Annotated in this window: 16 protein-coding genes; 12 read left to right on the top strand and 4 right to left on the bottom strand. The window is 40.6% G+C overall.

The features are described 5' to 3' along the window. Positions 1 to 12 precede the first annotated feature (12 nt). The 5 genes from QTN47_RS23375 (at position 13) to porN (ending at position 7008) form a co-directional block, all read left to right on the top strand. Positions 13 to 2070 (top strand): thioredoxin domain-containing protein, encoded by a 2058-nt coding sequence (locus tag QTN47_RS23375; protein ID WP_369331861.1) that lies wholly within the window; start codon positions 13 to 15, stop codon positions 2068 to 2070. Between the two features lie 159 nt (positions 2071 to 2229). Beyond that, positions 2230 to 3513, top strand: a complete 1284-nt coding sequence (porK, locus tag QTN47_RS23380) for a T9SS ring complex lipoprotein PorK/GldK (RefSeq protein ID WP_369331862.1) — start codon at positions 2230 to 2232, stop codon at positions 3511 to 3513. Positions 3514 to 3573: 60 nt separating this feature from the next. Next, positions 3574 to 4341, top strand: a complete 768-nt coding sequence (gene porL, locus QTN47_RS23385; RefSeq protein ID WP_369331863.1) for a type IX secretion system motor protein PorL/GldL — start codon at positions 3574 to 3576, stop codon at positions 4339 to 4341. Positions 4342 to 4402: 61 nt separating this feature from the next. Continuing rightward, entirely contained in the window at positions 4403 to 5929 is a 1527-nt protein-coding gene (porM, locus tag QTN47_RS23390) for a type IX secretion system motor protein PorM/GldM (RefSeq protein ID WP_369331864.1), read from the top strand. A gap of 11 nt (positions 5930 to 5940) precedes the next feature. Further along, positions 5941 to 7008 carry a type IX secretion system ring subunit PorN/GldN gene (porN, locus tag QTN47_RS23395; RefSeq protein ID WP_369331865.1) on the top strand — a complete coding sequence of 356 codons (1068 nt, stop codon included), beginning with the start codon at positions 5941 to 5943 and terminating at the stop codon, positions 7006 to 7008. Positions 7009 to 7541: 533 nt separating this feature from the next. Here porN and QTN47_RS23400 read toward each other — a convergent pair. The 3 genes from QTN47_RS23400 to QTN47_RS23410 all read right to left on the bottom strand — a co-directional run bounded on the left by QTN47_RS23400 (position 7542) and on the right by QTN47_RS23410 (position 10604). Beyond that, entirely contained in the window at positions 7542 to 9092 is a 1551-nt protein-coding gene (locus QTN47_RS23400; protein WP_369331866.1) for an Rne/Rng family ribonuclease, read from the bottom strand. 349 nt (positions 9093 to 9441) lie between these two features. After that, complete coding sequence (locus QTN47_RS23405) at positions 9442 to 10290, bottom strand: tetratricopeptide repeat protein (RefSeq protein WP_369331867.1); 849 nt, start codon at positions 10288 to 10290, stop codon at positions 9442 to 9444. A 23-nt stretch (positions 10291 to 10313) separates the two neighbouring features. Next, positions 10314 to 10604, bottom strand: coding sequence for an HU family DNA-binding protein (locus tag QTN47_RS23410; RefSeq protein WP_369331868.1), 291 nt, complete (start codon positions 10602 to 10604; stop codon positions 10314 to 10316). A 232-nt stretch (positions 10605 to 10836) separates the two neighbouring features. Between QTN47_RS23410 and mutY the strand changes: the two genes are divergently transcribed. From mutY to QTN47_RS23445, 7 genes are all read left to right on the top strand, one after another. After that, positions 10837 to 11892, top strand: a complete 1056-nt coding sequence (gene mutY, locus QTN47_RS23415; RefSeq protein ID WP_369331869.1) for an A/G-specific adenine glycosylase — start codon at positions 10837 to 10839, stop codon at positions 11890 to 11892. Positions 11893 to 12066: 174 nt separating this feature from the next. After that, positions 12067 to 12510 carry a single-stranded DNA-binding protein gene (locus tag QTN47_RS23420; RefSeq protein WP_369331870.1) on the top strand — a complete coding sequence of 148 codons (444 nt, stop codon included), beginning with the start codon at positions 12067 to 12069 and terminating at the stop codon, positions 12508 to 12510. Positions 12511 to 12702: 192 nt separating this feature from the next. Further along, on the top strand, positions 12703 to 14046 hold the full coding sequence (gene gldE / locus QTN47_RS23425; protein ID WP_369331871.1) for a gliding motility-associated protein GldE: 1344 nt from the start codon (positions 12703 to 12705) through the stop codon (positions 14044 to 14046). 79 nt (positions 14047 to 14125) lie between these two features. After that, entirely contained in the window at positions 14126 to 14725 is a 600-nt protein-coding gene (gene gldD / locus QTN47_RS23430) for a gliding motility lipoprotein GldD (protein WP_369331872.1), read from the top strand. A 170-nt stretch (positions 14726 to 14895) separates the two neighbouring features. Continuing rightward, complete coding sequence (locus tag QTN47_RS23435) at positions 14896 to 15480, top strand: DUF3109 family protein (RefSeq protein ID WP_369331873.1); 585 nt, start codon at positions 14896 to 14898, stop codon at positions 15478 to 15480. Positions 15481 to 15557: 77 nt separating this feature from the next. Beyond that, entirely contained in the window at positions 15558 to 15779 is a 222-nt protein-coding gene (locus tag QTN47_RS23440) for a hypothetical protein (RefSeq protein WP_369331874.1), read from the top strand. Positions 15780 to 16004: 225 nt separating this feature from the next. After that, positions 16005 to 17384: a LutB/LldF family L-lactate oxidation iron-sulfur protein gene (locus QTN47_RS23445; RefSeq protein ID WP_369331875.1), complete on the top strand. Its 1380-nt coding sequence runs from the start codon at positions 16005 to 16007 to the stop codon at positions 17382 to 17384. 64 nt (positions 17385 to 17448) lie between these two features. Here the strand turns inward: QTN47_RS23445 and QTN47_RS23450 are convergent, their stop codons facing one another. Continuing rightward, positions 17449 to 18351, bottom strand: a complete 903-nt coding sequence (locus QTN47_RS23450; protein ID WP_369331876.1) for a DMT family transporter — start codon at positions 18349 to 18351, stop codon at positions 17449 to 17451. Between the last annotated feature and the right edge of the window lie 63 nt (positions 18352 to 18414).

The raw sequence follows: 18414 nt of genomic DNA on the forward strand, positions 1-18414 counted from the left end.
AACAATAGAGCTATGAAAAAAGAACCAAACAGGCTGATCCATGAAACCAGTCCTTACCTTCTGCAACATGCATATAATCCTGTGCAGTGGTATCCCTGGAGTGAAGAAGCGCTTGAACGTGCAGTTAAGGAAGATAAGCCCATATTGGTTAGCATCGGTTATTCTGCCTGCCACTGGTGTCATGTGATGGAAAGGGAAAGCTTTGAGAATGAAGATACCGCAGCCATCATGAATGAGCATTTCATTAACATTAAAATAGACCGGGAAGAGCGCCCTGATCTTGATCATATTTACATGGATGCAGTTCAGGCGATGACCGGTGGTGGTGGCTGGCCGCTAAACGTTTTTCTCACGCCGGATAAAAAACCTTTTTATGGAGGAACATATTTCCCGCCGGTGAATGCATACAACAGGATGAGCTGGCGACAGGTATTGGCGTCTGTTAATGATGCTTTTAAACACAAAAGAGATGAAATTGAAACACAGGCATTCAACCTGACAGAACACCTTGAGGCTTCAAATTCTTTTGGCATGTCTGCGCCTGGCAGCACCCAGGTGTTTACAAAGGAGAACGCGAAATTGATGGCAGAAAATATGCTCAAAGCGGCTGACAAAACATGGGGCGGGTTCGGACGTGCACCTAAATTTCCCCAGACTTTTTCATTGCAATACTTACTGCAGTATTACTACTATAGCAATGATCAGGATGCTTTGCAGCACGTAAACCTTAGCCTGGATAAGATGATACAGGGCGGGATCTATGATCATATTGGTGGCGGATTTGCCCGTTACAGCACGGACGAAAAATGGCTGGCTCCGCATTTTGAGAAAATGCTTTATGATAATGCACTGTTGCTTTCCGTCCTCAGTGAGGCCTATCAATTGACCGGAAATTCCACCTATCGTAGCGTTATTGATCAAACAATCGAATATACAGAAAGAGAAATGCTTTCGCCTGAAGGTGGATTTTACAGTGCCCTTGACGCCGATTCTGAAGGCGTGGAAGGGAAGTATTATACATGGTCCTGGCAGGAGATCCACAACGTGCTCGGTGATGAAGCGGAATTGTTTTGTAATGTTTACGATATACAGGAAGGGGGAAATTGGGAGCATACTAATATTATCTGGCTGCCTGCTACGATAAAAGAGGTAGCCGAAAGGAATGAATTATCGCATGACGCACTGGAGGATTTACTGAAAATCTGCAGACAGGAATTATTTAATGTGCGCGAGAAAAGAGTGCGGCCGGGATTGGATGATAAGATTTTACTAGGCTGGAACGCATTGATGATCAGTGCTTATTGTAAGGCATATGCCGCCCTGGGAAATGACAAATACCTTCAAAAAGCGGAGCGCTCAATCCAGTTTTTGGAAAAAAATCTCAAAGACGGAAATAAATGGTACCATAGTTGGAAAGAAAATATGCCGAAATACCCAGCCTTCCTGGATGATTTTGCGTATTTAATCCAGGCGTACATTCATTTACATGAAGTAACCGGTGAAAATGGCTATCTCTCTCAGGCAAGAGAGCTCCTTTTATATGCAATAGATGAGTTTGATGAGGAGGAAACTGACTTTTTTTACTATACCGGTCAGTCGCAAAAGGATGTTTTGCTCCGCAAGAAGGAAGTGTATGACGGAGCTGTGCCCTCAGGGAATGCGGTAATGGCGCTGAATCTTTATTACCTGGCCGTGATCTATAATGAAACCAAATGGAGGACTCGGGCTGAAAATATGGTGCAGGCGCTCGGATCAGCCATTGTAAGATATCCAACTTCCTTTGGCGTATGGGCATTCTTACTGCAGCAAATTGCCCGCGGATGGAATGAGATTGCGATTGCGGGTAAGGCAGCTAATGATTACTTAAAACAAGTCAATCATATATATTTACCCGGTAAGGTTTCTATGGTTACGGATAAAGAAAATAACGAATATGCATTATTAGAAAATAAAACGTCTGAAAATGACGAAACGCTCTTATATTGGTGCTCCAATTACAGTTGCAGCGCCCCGGAAGCGTCGTTGGAGCTGTTTATTCAAAAATTAAAGAAACCGGAAAAACACGAGTAAAAAAGTATTTGTTAATACAATAAGTGGAAAAAAAAGCCGTTTTTCGTAGTTGAGTTAGCTGTTTTGCACGATTTTGTTAAAAAAATCATCAGAGCGCAAAATTCAACAGTTCATTTAATTATTACATTTGCTTAATACCCAATTAATTATCGATATAGAATGAAAAGCCAAATCTTATCGCTTATTTTACTATTCTCCCTGGTCCTTGTTTTTGAGGGCTGCTTCACAAAAAAAGGCAAGGGATCGGGCGTGCCTGATAATGGTCAGTTAGTAGGTGTTTCGCCCAATGCCAGAACAAGTATGAATAAGCCAATAGGTATGGTTTATGTACCACCCGGAACCTTCCATATGGGCCCAAGTGATGAAGACATAAACTACAACTTTACCGCACGTAACAAGCAGGTATCCATTAACGGTTTCTGGATGGATGCAACGGAAATCACCAACAATGAGTACCGCCAGTTTGTATGGTGGACAAGGGATTCCCTGGCAGCTATCGAACTGGGGTTCTTTAAAACCAGTCAGAATGGTGATACTGCTGTAGACTGGGCAAAAGCCAAAAACATTAAATGGAACGATAAAGGCACAATGGAAAAGCTGAACAAGCTTGTGCTTGCTCCTGACAACAGGATCTACAATAAAATAGAAATTGATCCCGAAAAGATCAGCTACAGCGTGCAGGGTTTCGATCTTAAAGAAGCTGCAAAACGCGAAAATGCAGGCAAACCAAGAATCACCTTCATTTACAGATACAGCCAGAAAGTTTATCCTGATACATTGGTGTGGATGAGGGATTTCTCTTATTCTTATAACGAACCAATGACAAAAAGATATTTCGCTCATCCTTCGTTTGGTAATTACCCGGTTGTTGGGGTTACCTGGAAACAGGCTGTAGCATTTTGTAGCTGGAGATCACGTTATTTGACAGATTTCCTCGAAAGAAAGAAATATGCGGTTGAAAGCGATTTCCGTCTGCCAACAGAAGCAGAGTGGGAATATGCGGCACGTGGCGGACGTACTCAGTCAATGTACCCTTGGGGTAACTATTACCTGAGAAACAAAAAAGGCTGTCTGCTGGCTAACTTTAAACCTGGTCGCGGTAACTATCCTGAAGACGGTGGTTTTTATACCGTTAGAGCGGATTCTTACTGGCCCAACGATTTCGGTTTGTATAATATGGCAGGAAATGTTTCAGAGTGGACTTCATCTTATTATTATGAAGGGGCTTACAATTTTCAGCACGATATGAACCCGGATGTGCGTTACAATGCAAAAGATACCGATCCTCCGTTGATGAAACGTAAGGTAGTGAGAGGCGGAAGCTGGAAAGATGTAGGTTACTTCCTTCAAACAAGTACAAGAGCTTACGAATACCAGGATACAGCCAAATCTTATATCGGTTTCAGGTGCGTGATCGACTTACCCGCACAGCTTAGAAAGTAGTTTCATTTAAAAATCAATATTCCAATTAGAAAAACACAATCAATCACTAAAATTTAAATTATGGCAGCTGCTATTCCTCCTAAAGTAAGCAGAATCGTAGACATTTTCGTTTCCATTGCGGCAGCAGTGGTAATTGTTGGTGCTTTGTTCAAACTCGAACACTGGAAAGGTGCGGACATGATGCTCATCGTGGGCTTAGGTACCGAAGCTTTAGTATTTACGGTTTATGGTATATTATATTTAATGTATCCGGCAATTGATGATCACCAGGTTAAACTTGCCGGCTCAGAAAATCTTTCAGCGGGCAACCCTGCATTGAAAAGCATGGAAAAAATGTTGCAGGAAGCAGATATTACGCCTGCAAACCTTACCAAATTAAGCTCTGGTTTCCAGAAACTTGGTTCTACAGTTGAAAAAATGGGTGATATTGGTGATGCAGTTTCTGCGACAAGCGAATATGCACTTAAAACAAAAGAAGCAACTACGGCATTATCTTCAGTAAAAGATGCTTATTTAACCACTGCAAACTCTTTATCAGCGTTTAATAATGCTTCAGATAGCACTAAGGTGTTCCACGATCAGATCCAGGTATTGACCAAAAATCTTTCTTCTTTAAATACAATTTACGAATTGGAATTGCAGGAAAGCAATAACCATTTGAAAGCGCTTAACCAGTTCTACGGTAAACTGGCTGATGCGTCTAATTCTATGAATGGTACTGCTGAGGACGCTAAGAAAGCTAAAGAACAAATTGCTGCTTTGGCAAACAATTTGGGTAAACTAAACCAGGTTTACGGAAATATGCTTACTGCTATGCAGGGTAGATAATCTTTAGACTTAGACGAGAATATGAAATTATTATATCCTATTAAAAAATTGTATTTATTATATGGCACTACCTAAGGAGCCACGGCAGAAAATGATTAACCTGATGTATTTGGTGCTAACAGCCTTGTTAGCATTGAATGTTTCAGCAGAAATATTAAATGCTTTTAAAACGGTCAATACGAGTTTGAAAAACTCGAACGACATGATCGATGTAAAAAATGACGAGCTCTTCAAATCTTTCCAGGCTAAAATGAAAGATGAGAAAACAAGGGAAAGAGCAACCCTGTGGAATGGAAAAGCAGAACAGGCAAAAAAACTGGCAGACGATCTATCCACTTATATCGAAGATCTTAAAACCAGGCTTAAAAAAGAATCCGGGCTTGAAATAATAGACGGCGCTGAACATTACCGTGAAGATGAAACCAATACGCCAACACGGGTTATGATTGAAGCAAGAGAAGCACAGGGAAAGGTGTTATATGACAAACTAGAAGCTTTCAAAAACCAATTGCTAGCGATAGATCCGGAGGTAAAAACAGCTTTTGAAAAAACATTACCTATTGATCTTAGAGTTCCGGAAACGGAAAACAAAGCAAATCGTGACTGGTCTTCTGCTTATTTCAGAATGACTCCAACGATTGCAGCAGTTACTATTCTGAGCAAGTTTCAAAATGATGTAAAGAATAGCGAAGCCCAGGTGGTGGATTTTTGTCACAGGAAAGTGGGTGAGGTAGAAGTTATATATGATGCGTTCCAGGCTTTCGCGGGAACAAACTCTCAGTACCTGATGCCGGGTCAGGAGTTGGTGGTTACTGCTGGTGTTGGTGCTTTTAGTAAAAAAGCCCAGCCTACTGTAACCGTCGATGGTGCTCCGGTGACGTTGAATGCAGATGGTGTCGCCGAATATAAATCAGCTGTTGGAGGTCCTGGTACATACACTAAAAAGGTAAAAATTACGTTTATTAAACCTGACGGAACTCCGGCGGAATTAATAAAAGACGTACAATACACAGTTGGATCTCCTACCGGAATTTCTGTTAGTGCTGACGCTGTAAAAGTTCTTTACGTAGGGTTGACTAACCCTCTTAGCATCACTGGTGGGGCAAAGGGAGCTGAGTCCATTCAGGCAACTATTGATCAGGGAAGCATTGTAAATAAGGGCGGAGGAAAGTATGATGTTACGGTAACAAAAGCTGGTTCTGCCACTATTAATGTTACATCTGAGGGTAAAACAACTCCTTTCCAGTTCAGGGTAAAAACTGTTCCGGATCCCGTAGCTAAAGTTGGTCAAAGCAAAGGCGGACCAATGGCGGTAAACGAATTTAAAGCGCAGTTTGGTGTTAGAGCGGACCTGGAAAACTTTGTGTTTGAAAACGTTAAGTTCAATATATCAAGCTTTACTTTAGTATTAACAGGAGCCGGATTCCCTCAATTGCAATACAGGCAGGTAAATGGCGATTCGTTTGATGCCGTAAGAAACCTCATTGAGAATTGCCGTCCCGGAAGTACTGTAACAATTGATGAAATTAAAGCAACTGGTCCTGGTGGCACCAGAACATTGCCTCCAATCGTTTTTAATCTTAGATAAACGTAAGGTTTATGAAAATAGAATATTCAAAGTTGGTTTGTGTTGCCTTGCTGCTTTCAGTAGGAATCAGTGCGTTTGCGCAGGCAGGAAGGCAAACAAGACGCAGACCTCCTAGCGCTTACGGTCAGCAGCCCCCGGCTAACAATGCCAACCCGCAGCAGCAAAATCAGCAGCCGAATAACGCAAATTCTGCATACGGAAATCAACAGGCCGCGCAACAACCTGCAGACACTTCATTGCCGGTTACCGTTGTGAAATCAACAAGCGGTGGCCTGATAGACAGCGTTAAGCAGTCCCTCCGGAACGATGGTGCTATTGAAAAGAACCTGGTGAAGGATCGTGCTCCGTTGGAGTACGAAAACCTGCGTGAAGATGATGCGGTTTATTCTGCTAAGGTTTGGCGTGAAATAGACATCCGGGAAAAGATCAACCTCCCTTTCAGATATGCAGCAACAGAAGATAATGGTAATCAACGATTTATCAGTATTTTGTTGCGTGCGATCAAGGAAGAAGGCGTGACTGCTTTCAGCGGAGACGATGACCGGTTCACTACTCCTATTACCCCTGATGATGCAATGAATGCTTTTGGCGGGGGAATGGATACTTCCAAAAAATATGACAGGGATGGAAACGTGATCGGCTACGAGGTGAGAGCTAAAGCTGTTTCGCCTGACTCCATCTATAAGTTCCGTATTAAGGAAGAATGGATATTTGATAAGGAAGCAAGCAGAATGTTCGTTCGTATTATCGGTATTGCTCCGGTAATTCCTTACAAACTCTCTAATGGTGATATTGTACCAAATAGTGAGCGCCCGGTTTGGTGGGTATATTATCCCGATATCCGCGCGGTATTGGCTAAATACCAGGTTTACAATGGTAAAAATTACAGCGCAAGGATGACTTGGGAAGAGCTTTTTGAGAGCAGGATGTTCAGTAGCTACATTATCAAATCAACGATTAATAACCCGTACGACAAATTCTTTGCAGACTACATTAAGGATCCTCTGTTCCGTTTGCTGGAAGGTGATAATGTTAAAGAAAAGATATTTGATTACGAACAATCACTGTGGGCTTACTAACCCAAAAACAGTATATAGAATTTATTTTAATGAAAAGAGCCTCCATCAGGAGGCTCTTTTCATGTTATAACATGTTAGCAAAACATACATAAATCAAACAGTTTCATTGTTTTACACACTAAATTTTTTTTAAGAAAAAAAGAGTTGCCAAAATTTGGCAGATTCAAATCAATATATAACTTTGTCATCGGTTTTTCATAGGATATTGGATTTTAAAACGGGGTAGGATTTCCATCCAAGCCCCTTTTTTATTTTAGCCTGATTTTTGTGAAAAGCAGTCTCTCCAAATTTTCGAATCGGTAACTTCTTCCTGGCTGTTTTTTCTAAATGCATCATTAATCCTGTTTGGCAAATTAAGGCGCATAACCGGCCAACTCACATGTAGCTTAATCTTTCTATTAAAAAATTGTTTCAGCTCAACCATTTCGGGCTTTTGTTGTTATAGGGGTATTCTGAGGCGAAGAATGATGCAATATTCTTGAAACGAGGTTTCCTTCTTATAAAAGAAAAATCCCCGCTTACGGGGATTTTCTCTATAATTTAATTTCTTCATCGTTAGCATCATAAAAGTGGAACTCAGTAAGGTAGTAATCTGAATCGGGTTTGATACCGATTGGAACCTTATATTTTTTGCGCCATTTTCTTTTAATAGAACTGAAGATTCCCTTGGTTAAATGTGAATATACAATTGGGTGCACAAAAAGTGTAAGTGTTTTGTGCTGATGTGTAACCAGGTAATGAATACGTTTTTCAATCTCGTCCTCCAACAGCAGCGTTGACGAAACTTTGCCGGTGCCGTTACATGTAGGGCAGGTTTCAGACGTATTGATGTTTACTTCCGGACGCATACGCTGGCGCGTGATCTGCATCAGACCGAATTTGGAAATGGGCAGCACAGCATGCTTCGCCCTGTCGCTCCGCATAAACTGTTCCATGGCCTCCTGCAGCTTCTTCTTGTTATCAGGAAGCTTCATGTCTATAAAGTCCACCACTATAATACCACCGATATCACGCAGTCTCAACTGGCGTGCAATTTCTTCAGCAGCTTCCAGGTTTGTTTCCAGCGCATTCTCTTCCTGGTTATTGCTCACACTTTTATAGCCGCTATTTACGTCAATAACATGCAATGCTTCAGTATGCTCAATAATCAGGTATGCACCACTCTGCAGGTTAACCGTTTTGCCAAAAGATGATTTTACCTGTTTGGTAACGCCATATTGGTCAAATACAGGGATGCCATTGTTGTAGAAGGAAATGATCTCCGCTTTGTTGGGGGCTATTTTTTGAATATAGCTTCTCGTATCATTAAAAATGTTCTTGTCATTAATAATGATGCGGTTGAAATCCTCGTTCAGCAGGTCACGCAGAATGCTGGTCGTTTTATCCTGTTCGCTTAATATTTTGCTGGGCGCTTCAGCTCCTTTCAGGTTTCTTTGAATTTGGTGCCATGTATCGATCAGTGTAGAAAGATCTTCATGCAATTCAGCAGTGTTTTTTCCTTCTGCCGCAGTGCGCACAATCACTCCAATGTTTTTTGGCTTGATGGCCTCAACAATTTTGTGAAGACGCTTTCTCTCGTCAGAAGAGTGGATCTTTTTAGAAACTGCAACGATATCATTAAAGGGAGTAACAACAACAAATCTACCTGGAAGTGAAATTTCGCAGCTTAATCTTGGGCCTTTGGCTGCAATTGGTTCTTTCAGAATCTGAACCAAAATGTTGGGCTTGCCATTCAGGACCTCGTTAATTTTACCGGTTTTGATGATTTCCGGTTCTATTTCAAATTTTGAAAAGTCGAAGCCATTCTCCTGTTTATCAACCATTGCCATTTGCGTAAATTTCAAAATAGATCGCGCAAACGGGCTAAGATCGGTATAGTGAAGAAAAGCGTCTTTTTCAAATCCAACGTCTACAAATGCAGCATTAAGCCCGGGAATAAGTTTTTTTACTTTACCCAGGTAAAGATCCCCAACAGCAAATTTTGCATCTGTTTTTTCGTGATGCAGCTCTACCAACTTCTTGTTTTCCAACAGGGCAATTTCCACGCCTGCGGGAGCTACGTTAATAATTAGTTCTTTGTTCACAAAATGCAACTTTTAAAGTGACAAACAATTCAGGGCAGCATCGAAGAAAATAGTAAGCAGCACAAACCACCAACCACACCATCCTGCTACTTATTGAGATTTGGAAAAGGTAAAAGTTGCGAGAGGAGAGTTGAGAATCAGAAAGGTGTAACCATTCAAAAATGAAGATAAATGCCGGAATCATAAAGTTTCCGGCATTTATAATAATATTCGAAAAACTATTTATTTTTCTTCTTATGACGGTTTTTTCTTAGTCTCTTTTTACGTTTGTGAGTTGCAATTTTATGACGTTTTCTTTTTTTACCACAAGGCATAGTTCAAAGTGATTTTATTTGTTATCAATTATATTTTATTGCAACGCTTTAATGCGCTCGTCAATTTCTTTTTTTGCTTCAGGCACCGCTATCTTATCACGTACCACTGTGTACCATTTGATAGCGTTCGCTTTATCTCCCTTGCGATCATAACTTTCTGCAAGGTTAAAAACCGCTTCCATGTTGGCGGGATTATCTTTTACAACGGCCTCGAAGTGTTCAATTGCTTTATCAAATTGTCCACTTTTTATGCCGCCCATGCCAAGAACCATATGTGCGTATGCATTATGCGGATCTTTAGCCAGAACTTCCCTAACCATTTGAATACCCTGCATTGGCGCCTCAGAAATATTTCCAAAAAGGTAGCATGCGCCTATTCCTACTTTGGCTGAGTCGTTCGCCGGGTTAATCTCAAGCGATTTTTCTAAAAGAGCTTTTGCCTGTACTCCCATCCACTTTTGAAGCGGAGGATTAGTCTCCATCATCATATCCTCCAAAAGCAAACGGGCTGCAAAGTTGAGGTTTTTTTCAGAATTTTCCAACTTAGCGCCTTCGCCAATATAAAAAGCTCCCAGGAGATGCTCGTGTGCCGAGTCTCCCCAGAAGGTAGCCAGCTGTTTGTATGCATCAATTTGCTGTTGCTTAACGTCGCCACGTATAATACCTTTTTCGAGCTGATTCAATCTCATAATCTGCTCATTGTTAAGCTTTTGCCTTGCCTGTGCAATAAGCTGATCGGTAGTAAGGGCACTTGCGGACGCGGTTTCAGGAGAAGAAGGATTTTTGTCTGAAACTTTTTTTTCAGGAATCGTTCTTCCGAAGAAAAATAATACAATAAAAAGTACCAATGAAGCTGATACAAGAATGAGTTGTTGTTTTTTCACTTTAGCCAATTAAGACTGCAAAGTTATTTGGCTGAGTGCATTTCTTTTACCTCATTAACGAATTCTTTTGAAGGTTTAAATGCGGGAATGAAATGTTCAGGTATTTCAACGGCAATGTTCTTTTTGATATTTCTACCAATTTTCGCGGCTCTTTTCTTGGTGATGAAGCTCCCAAAGCCTCTGATATAGATGTTCTCGCCCTTGGAAAGGTTTTCTTTAATTTCCTTCAACATGGTTTCAAGAGTCACTAAAACATCTACTTTCGGAATGCCGGTTTTGTCCGAAATATTATTAATGAGATCAGATTTCCTCATATCATTAAATTTTACTTATTACTCTAAAATAAAAACAATTTAAGAGAACTAAAAGCAAAAATGGAATTTTTTTTGCAGATGTTTTATACTGACTGGCAAAGTCTTGGCGCAATGGCCAATGTTTTTCGTTTTTTCGCAAAACAGCTCGTCAAAAATCAGGGCCTAATTTTTTTGTTGTCCAACCAATATAACAGAGATTACGCTCAAATTGTTCTAATTTTTTCAGGATTAAATGGATAAGTCAAAATTTTCTGCTATTCTCCTTCACTGGCATCAACATGAGAATACAAGGGTAATGCCGTGGAAGGGAATAAAAGATCCCTATAAAATATGGCTCAGCGAGGTAATACTTCAGCAAACGAGGGTTGACCAGGGCTGGAAATACTATGAATCTTTTATTGAGAAATATCCCGACATACTGCACCTGGCAAATGCTGAGGACAAAGAGGTTTTTAAACTTTGGGAAGGCTTGGGATACTATAACAGGTGTAAAAATCTATTGCACACAGCACGGTTCATAGCAGAAAACAACAACGGCAAATTTCCTGCAGATTATGATGAGATACTGGCGCTAAAAGGCGTTGGTCCTTATACCGCGGCTGCAATTGCATCTTTTGCTTTCAGGTTACCCTACGCGGTCGTGGACGGGAATGTATTCCGCGTTTTGGCGAGGGTTTTCGGAAATAGCACGCCAGTTGATGCTACAGAAGGGAAGGCGTTATTTACAAGTCTTGCGCAGGAACTTCTCGATAAAAAAAATCCCGGGCTCTATAACCAGGCTATTATGGATTTTGGCGCAACGGTTTGTAAGCCAGCGCTTCCACTATGCAGCAATTGTGTATTGCAGAAACAATGCACAGCTTTTAACACCGGCACCGTAAATCATTTGCCTGTAAAAGAAAAAGTGCTTAAGAAAAAGACCCGGTGGTTCAGCTTTTTTGTATTCAGGCACAATAATAAAACGCTGATCAGTAAACGTACAGGAAATGATATATGGCAAAACCTGCATGAATTTTACCTGGTGGAAACGGATGAAAAGCCGGTATGGAGCACAGAAACTGTGTTGGATGTTTTAAGCAGTCAGCTAAACATCAAAAAAGCGGAGGTAAAAGATATTTCACCGCTGATCAGTCAGCAACTCACACATCAGACGATCAAAGCTGTTTTTGTAAGGGTGATTTTGCCGGAAATTCCTGCTTCTTTAAAAAAGTTGGACTGGCTAAAAGATGCGGAGATAGAAAAGCTTGCATTTCCAAGAATTATCAATCAGTACCTCTCTCAACCTTAGATATAGCTTAAATTTTCGCCTATTCCCGGTCTATTGCCCGCTTTGAGTGTCAACGGTTCCCAAACTTGGCTTTTTTAACAAATGGGCTTCGCTTTTTATTTATTTTTATTTAATTTACGTAACGGAACATGAGGTAGACATTATTATTAAACAGGCGAATCTAAAACCTATTGTATGAGAGGCGTAAATAGAGTAATGCTCATTGGAAACCTGGGCAAAGATCCGGATGTACAGTATCTCGAAGGAAACATTGCAGTTGCTAAATTTCCGTTGGCTACAACAGAAACTTACAAAGACAGGGCAGGAAAACTGATATCTCAAACAGAATGGCATACCGTGGTGCTCTGGCGAGGCTTAGCCGAGCTTGCACAGAAATACCTGCACAAAGGAAGCCTTATTTACGTTGAAGGAAGACTGAGAACCAGAAGCTGGGAAGATAAAGAAGGCAATAAAAAGTTCGCTACTGAAATAGTTGGTGATAACCTGATCATGCTGGATAAAAGAGGAGAAGGACATCCGGGCGGATTCTCAACTCAAACAGGAACCGACTCTATGGAAGGGTTTAGTAACGTAGATATTCCACCATTAAGTGATCCGTCAGAAGGAATTCCGTTTTAAGCTCATTGGGGAACGATAAGACTTTGGGCCTAAAGGTCTTAAAGCAGGCAGATTTGCACTCCGTGTAAACGGCCGTACCAATATCATAAATAGTTGAACTTAAGCTTTAAACTATATTTTTGTAACTAATTATCATTGGCACGAGATAAGTCGTGCCATTTTGATAATAATTATTCACCTAAATAAATCATTTTGGAAGTTCTCTCGGACGCAAACATTTTAACTGGAAGTATACAACGGCTTGCCGCAGTTAATCTGCAGGGTACGACGGTATTAATCATACTGTTGTTGGTGCTTATAGCTCTCTCTTTTGTTGTGTCGGGTGCAGAAGTTGCATTTTTTTCACTCACTTATAAAGATATCAACCTCCTTAAAACCAAGCAGCAGCATTCTTATCAGAGAATACTTGATCTGCTTGAAGATCCAAAGGCATTACTGGCATCTTTACTAATTGCTAACAGTCTTGCAAATATCGGTATCATTATCATTTCAAATTTGGTGCTGGATAGCTTGTTTGACTTTAGTCATCTGGCCTATCCGTGGCTTGAATTCATGATTAAAGTGGTGGCAGTTACTTCAATATTGGTGCTGTTCGCAGAAATAATGCCGAAGGTTTTTGCCAATCAAAATAATATCCGCTTTGCCAAGGATTTCGGCATTATAGCTGAAGCTGCATATTACATGTTTAACCGCATGGGGCGTGGGCTTATCAAATATTCAGACGTTATTGAAAACAGGCTTGCAAAGAATTTCAACGGCACGTACGGCAGAGAGGAACGCAGGCATGCGATAGACCTTTACGCTGAAAATTTTGGATCGGAAAAAGAGAAGAATATTCTGTTAGGAATTGAAAACTTTGGTGATGTTACTGTTAAACAGATCATGCGCACAAGATTGGATGTAAGTGGAATTGAATATAAAACTGACTTTGCAGAATTGGTGCATAAAGCTGAGGAGCTGCATTACAGTCGCTTGCCCATATTCAAAGAAGACCTTGATGAAGTTGTCGGTATAATTCAAACAAAAGATCTTATCCCTTTTTTAGAACAGGGGCATGATTTTGATTGGCATGAACTGATGCGTGCGCCTTATTTCGTTCACGAACACAAATTGATTGGGGATCTGCTAAAAGAGTTTCAATCCAAAAGAATTCACTTTGCCGTTGTTGTAGACGAGTTTGGCGGAACAAGCGGAATTGTTACACTTGAAGATATTATAGAAGAGATCATCGGAGATATAAAGGATGAGTTTGATGAAGATGATTCGCCTGTAAAGAAAATTGATAATAATAATTACATTTTCGATGGCAAGGTGATGATTAATGATGTTTGTAAGGCAATTGACCTGCCTTTGGATACGTTTGATATAGTGAAAGGTGAAAGTGACTCGCTGGCCGGCCTTGTTCTGGAAATAGCAGGTGAAATACCGCAGGTGAACCAGGTTGTGAACAGCGGAGATTTTGACTTTACTGTTATGGAAATGGAGAAGAACAGGCTTACGAAGATCAAGGTTACAATCAGAACTTCAGTTTCTTAAGAACGGTTGGTGTTGCATATAATTAGAAGGGCTGAAGTAAGAAATTTAAAGTAGCTCATTAACTCATTTGATAATTTTTATGGTGTTTAAAAGTGCAGGTTTTGTGTCGGGTTTATTGTTCGCATTAATGGTTGTTTCGTGCAATAGCGTTTATACACCAAAACCCCGTGGTTATTTCAGCATATCTTTTCCTGAAAAAAAATATGAAGTGTTTGATCAGCCAGGTTTTCCTTACACTTTTGAATATCCTGTTTACGCAAAAGTGGTAAGGGACACATCTTTTTTTGGAGATGCTCCTGAAAACCCGTGGTGGATAAATGTAAACTTTCCTCAGTTTGCAGGTACAATCTACATCAGCTACAAACAAATAGGAGCATACACGCTGGATAAGCTGGTGAATGATGCTTATAATATGACGAATAAGCACAGTATTAAAGCCTATTCTATAGATGACTCACTGATTACTACGCCCAACAATGTTCATGGCGTCTTTTTTAAAGTAGGTGGAGATGTAGCAACCGCCAACCAGTTCTATCTTACGGATTCAGTTAAAAACTTTCTTCGCGGCGCCCTGTATTTTGACACAACACCCAACCAGGATTCTCTAAAACCGGTTAATGATTTTCTGCGGGAAGATATGGCCCACATGGTCAATACGTTCAAATGGAAGAAATCGTAATTAAATCTGCGTGTTTATTGGATATGGGACATTTGTTTGAAAGTTGAGCCGATTCTAATATTTTAATTACTGGAAATCAACAATCATCGCAATAGTTTTAAGCTTTAGGCTTTAAGCTTTCCGCTTTAAATTATCTTTGCAAAAATGAAATCTGCCCTGGAGGTCTTTTTATGATAGCGATAGATAATAAACTAGTCAGCGACGAAATTTTGGAAGAACAGTTTGTCTGCGACCTGAATAAATGTAAAGGAGGTTGTTGTGAAGACGGTGACGCAGGTGCGCCCCTGGAAAAAGATGAGCTGGATGAATTGATAGATAACTATGAAGCAATAAAAGAATACATGACACCGGAAGGTATTGCCACAGTCGAAAAACAAGGCAAATACCTGTACGACGTGTCATTTGGCTGGGTTACTCCCACTATCAACGGAGGCATTTGTGCCTACGGGTACCGGGATGAAAAAGGCATTATAAAATGTGCCATTGAACAAGCTTACTATGCTGGTAAGCTGGGCTGGAAAAAACCCATCAGCTGCCATCTGTTCCCTGCAAAAGTCACTAAAAGTAGCATGGATCCTGATGTTGAGTTTGTAAATTATATACCTCGTGAGGACCTGTGTAAGGCTGCTTGTAATCTTGGAAAAAAACTAAAAGTTCCTGTATACGTGTTTTTAAAAGAAGCGCTTATAAGAAAATATGGTGAAGAGTTCTACGAAGCGCTTGCTGCAACAGCATCTCATATGGATTCGCATTAACAAGATCCATTCAACACCCAAATTATTTGTAGTTTCAAAATTCGTTGCATAACCTGCTTAATCATTAAGATAAAAATATGTTCCTCAACAAACGCGCTATTATAGTAAGCCTGGTATTGTTTACTGTGGTGGCTTTGGCATATTCGTACCAGATTTATTCAATGCTTAATGAAGGAAGGATAGTGCCATCTGAAATGAAGTATGGTTTTTGCATAACTTTATTTCTGCTTCTGGCAGCTGTTCTTAACTTTCTTAAGTATAAAAACATGCAGAAGAAAAAAGGAAAACAGACTGACTGAGCTCAGGTACTTTGTATTTCTTAATTCGTACTTAATAATCGAGTCTGTGTTCCCATACTGAAAGAAATTGATTCACTATTAACTATTCAAAACCGTTCCCTTAAGCTGTAGGTAAAAATGAACCGGCTCATAATTAGGTACTTCGTAAATCGTACTTCGTACCTGATTAAAGCGTGTTTATCTTTAGAAAACAATATTGATTGACTATCACCATTCAGTACTAACATGAGTAATAATGCTTCATCATTCATAGCAAAAAGTACCATTAAGTCTGCAGATCTTGAACACAGACGTAAGATCAATTTCAATATAGGTAAATACAATGCTACCGTTCCTTTGGGCAAGCAGCAGTTCACGGATGTGATGACAGCCCGTGAGCGCGCAAAAAATGCGAAGTGGCGCGCAATAGAACATTTGGATAGTTACCTTGAAGAATTTGAAAAACAGATCACGTCCCGTGGTGCAAAGGTGTTGTGGGCCGAAACTGCAGATGATGCACTGAATGAAATTGCAAAAATCTGCGATGAGAAGAATTGCAGGACGGTTGTAAAAAGCAAGAGCATGGTGACCGAGGAAATTCATTTGAATGATTTCCTTGAGAAGAAGGGCATTGAAAGTGTAGAAACAGACTTGGGAGAATATATTCAGCAGTTGGATGATGAACCTCCTTATCATATTGTAACGCCTGCCATGCACAAAAGCAAGGAAGACGTTGCAAAATTATTTGCTGATAAATTGAATGTTCCCGGTGGATTAAGCCCTGAAGAGTTGACGCTTGTGGCAAGGCAGAAGCTACGTGAAAAATATATCCAGGCTGAAATTGGTGTCACCGGTGCCAACTTTATCATTGCAGATATTGGAGCAGTGGCGGTTACAGAAAACGAAGGCAATGCCCGTTTAAGCTGTGCCTGGCCCAAAACACATATTGTGATCGTTGGTATTGAGAAGATGATACCAGGTATGCAAGATCTTGCATTGTTTTGGCCGTTGCTTTCCACTTATGGCACCGGACAAAAAGTAACTGTATACAATACGATCATTGCCGGACCGCGACAACCTGGCGAGACTGATGGCCCCGAAGAAATGTATGTAATACTGCTGGATAACGGCAGAACTAATTTACTATCCAACCCGAAAACAAGGGAAGCTTTATACTGCATTCGCTGTGGGGCTTGTTTAAATGCCTGTCCTGTTTACAAAAATATTGGTGGTCATAGCTATGAAACTACTTATAGCGGCCCAATTGGCAGTGTGATCACACCTCATCTGAAAAACATAGGAGAGTATAAGCACCTTAGTTATGCATCTTCCCTTTGTGGAAATTGTACGGAAGTTTGTGCCGTGAAAATTAACCTGCATGAATTACTTCTGGATAACAGGCATGAAGCTGTTCTGCAGGGTTATTCATCTTTATCAGAACGCCTTGCCTGGAAAGCATGGAAGACTGCCAGCCTTAACCGTGGAATGATGAATTTGGGTAACGGTAATATGAAAAACTGGGTGGTGAACAAAGTGTTTAAAGCCTGGACGCAACACCACGGTGCGCTTGATTTCAGCAAGAAGACTTTCAATGAAATGTGGAAGGAAAAACACGCAACGAAGTAAAGATAATTGCATAAAAAATATGTCCTACACTTTCAAAGTGTAGGACATATTTTTTAGTGGCTTATTACTTCTTAAGACTAAAGTTAACCAGGTAAACCCCGGCTAAAGTAATTATTGCGCCGAAAAAAAGATTTACGCTTAAAGGTTCTCCCAAAACCCAATACCCAGCAAGCATCGCTACAAGCGGATTAATGTAAGCATAGACAGAAGATAACGCCGGCGGCAAATACCTAACAGTATATACAAACGCAATAAAGGTTATTAGCGATCCCACGCCTATAAGATAGGCTATTGCGAGCCAGGCTTGCAGCGGTATTTCATGAATGCCCAGTAATGGCACCTGAACAGTTTTCGCCAGACCAAAGATCATGAACGAGGCCAGGAACATTTGCCATCCCATTGCATAATAGGGATTCATCTGGTATTTGTTGCGGGCAATTAATATCGTTCCAAAACTCCAGGAAACCATCCCAATCAATCCCAAAAGAATGCCGAAGCCATAACCTACAGGCTGTTCATGAAATGCATTTTCGTATAAAACAAACAGAACGCCCGCAATACCTACGAGTAATCCTGCTAATGTGAGCAGGTTGTAATTTCTTTTGTTGAAAAAAAGCAGTTCAATAATCACCACGCAAAGCGGATACAACGCACCAATTAATGCTGCCAGGCCACTGGATACATATTTAAGGCTCCATGTGCTTAGTCCGTTGGCAAATACAAAATTGCAAATAGCCAGCAGTAACAACCATCCAAATTGCTTTAGTGTTGGTAAGGACTCACCGGAAAAAAGAAAGTAAGCAAGAAAAATAGATCCGGCAATGAACTGCCTGACGAAAGAAACCTCCAGTCCCGGCATGCCAAAGTGCACGGCAGCTTTGCTGCCAACCCAGGTTGTGCCCCAGATAATGCTGGTTGTAGTGAGGGCTATGTAAGCCTTTGTTTTATATGGATTAGAATTGCTCAATAATATCTGTTCGTTGTTCGCAGGGGTAATTTATGCGAAGAGGATCAATAAAACATTTCTATT

Origin of the sequence: Danxiaibacter flavus (assembly GCF_041060425.1) — a bacterium.
Taxonomy (GTDB): domain Bacteria; phylum Bacteroidota; class Bacteroidia; order Chitinophagales; family Chitinophagaceae; genus Danxiaibacter; species Danxiaibacter flavus.